This window comes from Hyella patelloides LEGE 07179, from assembly GCF_900659865.1.
GTDB classification, from domain to species: Bacteria; Cyanobacteriota; Cyanobacteriia; order Cyanobacteriales; family Xenococcaceae; genus Hyella; species Hyella patelloides.
Genome location: NZ_LR214412.1, coordinates 1 through 2,116 on the forward strand (window position 1 = coordinate 1; position 2,116 = coordinate 2,116).

At 36.7% G+C, this 2,116-nt stretch carries 5 protein-coding genes; 2 read left to right on the forward strand and 3 right to left on the reverse strand.

What is annotated here, in order from left to right:
• Positions 1-519 (reverse strand): hypothetical protein (locus tag H1P_RS35330; protein WP_222427416.1); only part of this gene is annotated, 519 nt, incomplete at its 3' end.
• Positions 520-575: 56 nt separating this feature from the next.
• Positions 576-941: a PadR family transcriptional regulator gene (locus H1P_RS35335; protein WP_144876452.1), complete on the reverse strand. Its 366-nt coding sequence runs from the start codon at positions 939-941 to the stop codon at positions 576-578.
• A gap of 194 nt (positions 942-1,135) precedes the next feature.
• Between H1P_RS35335 and H1P_RS35340 the strand changes: the two genes are divergently transcribed.
• Both H1P_RS35340 and H1P_RS35345 read left to right on the forward strand, forming a co-directional pair.
• Complete coding sequence (locus tag H1P_RS35340; RefSeq protein WP_144876454.1) at positions 1,136-1,486, forward strand: type II toxin-antitoxin system RelE/ParE family toxin; 351 nt, start codon at positions 1,136-1,138, stop codon at positions 1,484-1,486.
• 20 nt (positions 1,487-1,506) lie between these two features.
• Positions 1,507-1,824 (forward strand): helix-turn-helix domain-containing protein, encoded by a 318-nt coding sequence (locus tag H1P_RS35345; RefSeq protein WP_144876455.1) that lies wholly within the window; start codon positions 1,507-1,509, stop codon positions 1,822-1,824.
• Positions 1,825-1,847: 23 nt separating this feature from the next.
• Here the strand turns inward: H1P_RS35345 and H1P_RS35350 are convergent, their stop codons facing one another.
• Entirely contained in the window at positions 1,848-2,063 is a 216-nt protein-coding gene (locus tag H1P_RS35350; RefSeq protein WP_144876457.1) for a hypothetical protein, read from the reverse strand.
• Positions 2,064-2,116: the final 53 nt, after the last annotated feature.

Here is a 2,116-nt window from a genome sequence, read left to right on the forward strand (position 1 = left end):
GCTGTTTTGTCCATACCATTGAGTTCTAAAATCAATTAGATTAGCTTCTTTTTCTTCATCACGAAGAAATATATATATCCATTTTGGTAGATTATTCGTATTTTTGGTAAATTCGGTTAAATTTAAACGTACTAAATCGACTAAAGGTTTTGCTGTAAAACCTAACATTAATCCTGTTCCAAAACTAAGCATAACTAAAAATAATGTTAATAATAATATGCCTATAAAATTTCCATATTTTAGAGAAGGTATTTCTAGATTTTTTAGTGATATTAATAAAATAAATATAAGTAAGCTCGCTCCTAAGAAGAATCCAAAAATAGCAATTCGCTCAAATTTTAATCCAAAAAAAATTCCGACTGCCATAGCTGAGAAAACGCCTGCCCAAATAACTATTGGTATAAAATGCAGTAAAATTGAATCTGGTAAAGAAAACAAACCGAATACTAAGAATAAGCAAAATCCTATAAGCATATACAGAGTAATCTTTGATGCCTTTTTGTTGATTTTTTTCTTCATTTTCTTGATAAAAGCTAATTGAATTTTTCTTGAAATAAGTTACATTTACATAGTCTTTATACTTGTTTACCTTCTGGGATAAATGATTTGTCTTTTTCTTCTGCTAATAGGTTTCGATACGCTTGAGTACGGCTAATGGCTATTTGCCCTTCACCCAAAAGCTTGTAGTATTTTCGACGAGGTGAATCTTCCCCTGCTACTGGTTCGCGGAATTCTCCCTCAACTAATCCTGCTTTTTCCATACGCTTAAGGGTGGGATATAGCGATCCGATACCCAGCTTGTTCATTCCTACTTTGCTTCGCGCTTTGTTAATCCGTTCTAGAAGTTCTAAACCATATAATTCTTCTCCCATGAGAACTGTCAATAAATCTAGTTCTAATGCAGAAAGAACTATAACACCTTGTTGATTTTTCTTTGGCATGATCTTTTTTGTCAATCCCTGATTCAATAAATATTTCAACTTATATTACAAACTTGATATTACAAACTTGATATTAGTCTAACAATTTTTTTGAGAGTTGGAAGATTTTTTAGTTTACTGCTTGTTTTTAAAAACTTTCTTTCCCTTATAGTAAGTTTGTATAATTGCAAATATGTCAAATCTGACATAAAATTATGAATACAAACAAACAAAATCCAGCAAACGACAAACCTCTTATCTGGTTTTCGGGTGAGGTCAAAACTCCTCCTTTCTCCAGTGAGACTCGTATTGAAGCGGGTTATCTACTGCGATTGCTCCAAAAAGGCGAATCTTTATCGTTGCCTCAATCTCGTCCGATGCCTAGTATTGGTGTGAGATGCCACGAACTGAGAATTAATGATGAGGATAAAACCTGGCGGATTATCTATCGTATCGATGATGATGCCATAGTTATTGTGGATGTGTTTGCCAAAAAAACCAATAAAACCCCAGACACAGTTATCAAGCGATGTCAGAAAAGACTGAAGCAGTATGACGCGATTTAGTAAAGGTAAAGGATATGGTTATGGACGCGGAAAAACGTAAACAATTAGAAGCTGCTGGTTGGGTTGTGGGTAATACCAGTGATTTTCTGGGTCTGACTCCTGCTGAAGCCGAACTGGTGGAACTTAAAACAAGACTGGCTTTACTGGTCAAAGAACAAAGAAAAGTACACAATCTTTCTCAAGATGCTCTAGCTCAGAAAATAGGTTCTTCTCAATCGCGGGTAGCCAAGATCGAATCTGGCGATCCTTCCGTATCACTGGATTTAATTGTTCGCGCCCTCTTCAATACTGGGGCTACTCGTCAGCAACTAGCACAAGTGATCCTGGATTCTGAATAGTAAAGTAATAGCCATTCTAAAAACTAAGAATCAACACCGCAATCGGGAATGCCTTGTTTTCCGCAAGTCTCTCTCTTACTGAGAAAGCTCTCAAAAAGCGATCTCGCCATTGGTGAGGCGCAATGCGATCGCAATAAGTACACGATCGCCCATAAGGTATTATTGAGTTGATTCTGCAATGCTCTCGGATTGCTGTTGGATAAACCAACCAAACGCAGCACTTGTAGCAAACTTGACACTCCCGTCGCGGGACGCGAGGGATTCTTGACTCACGGTTCGCTTAAATCAAAAA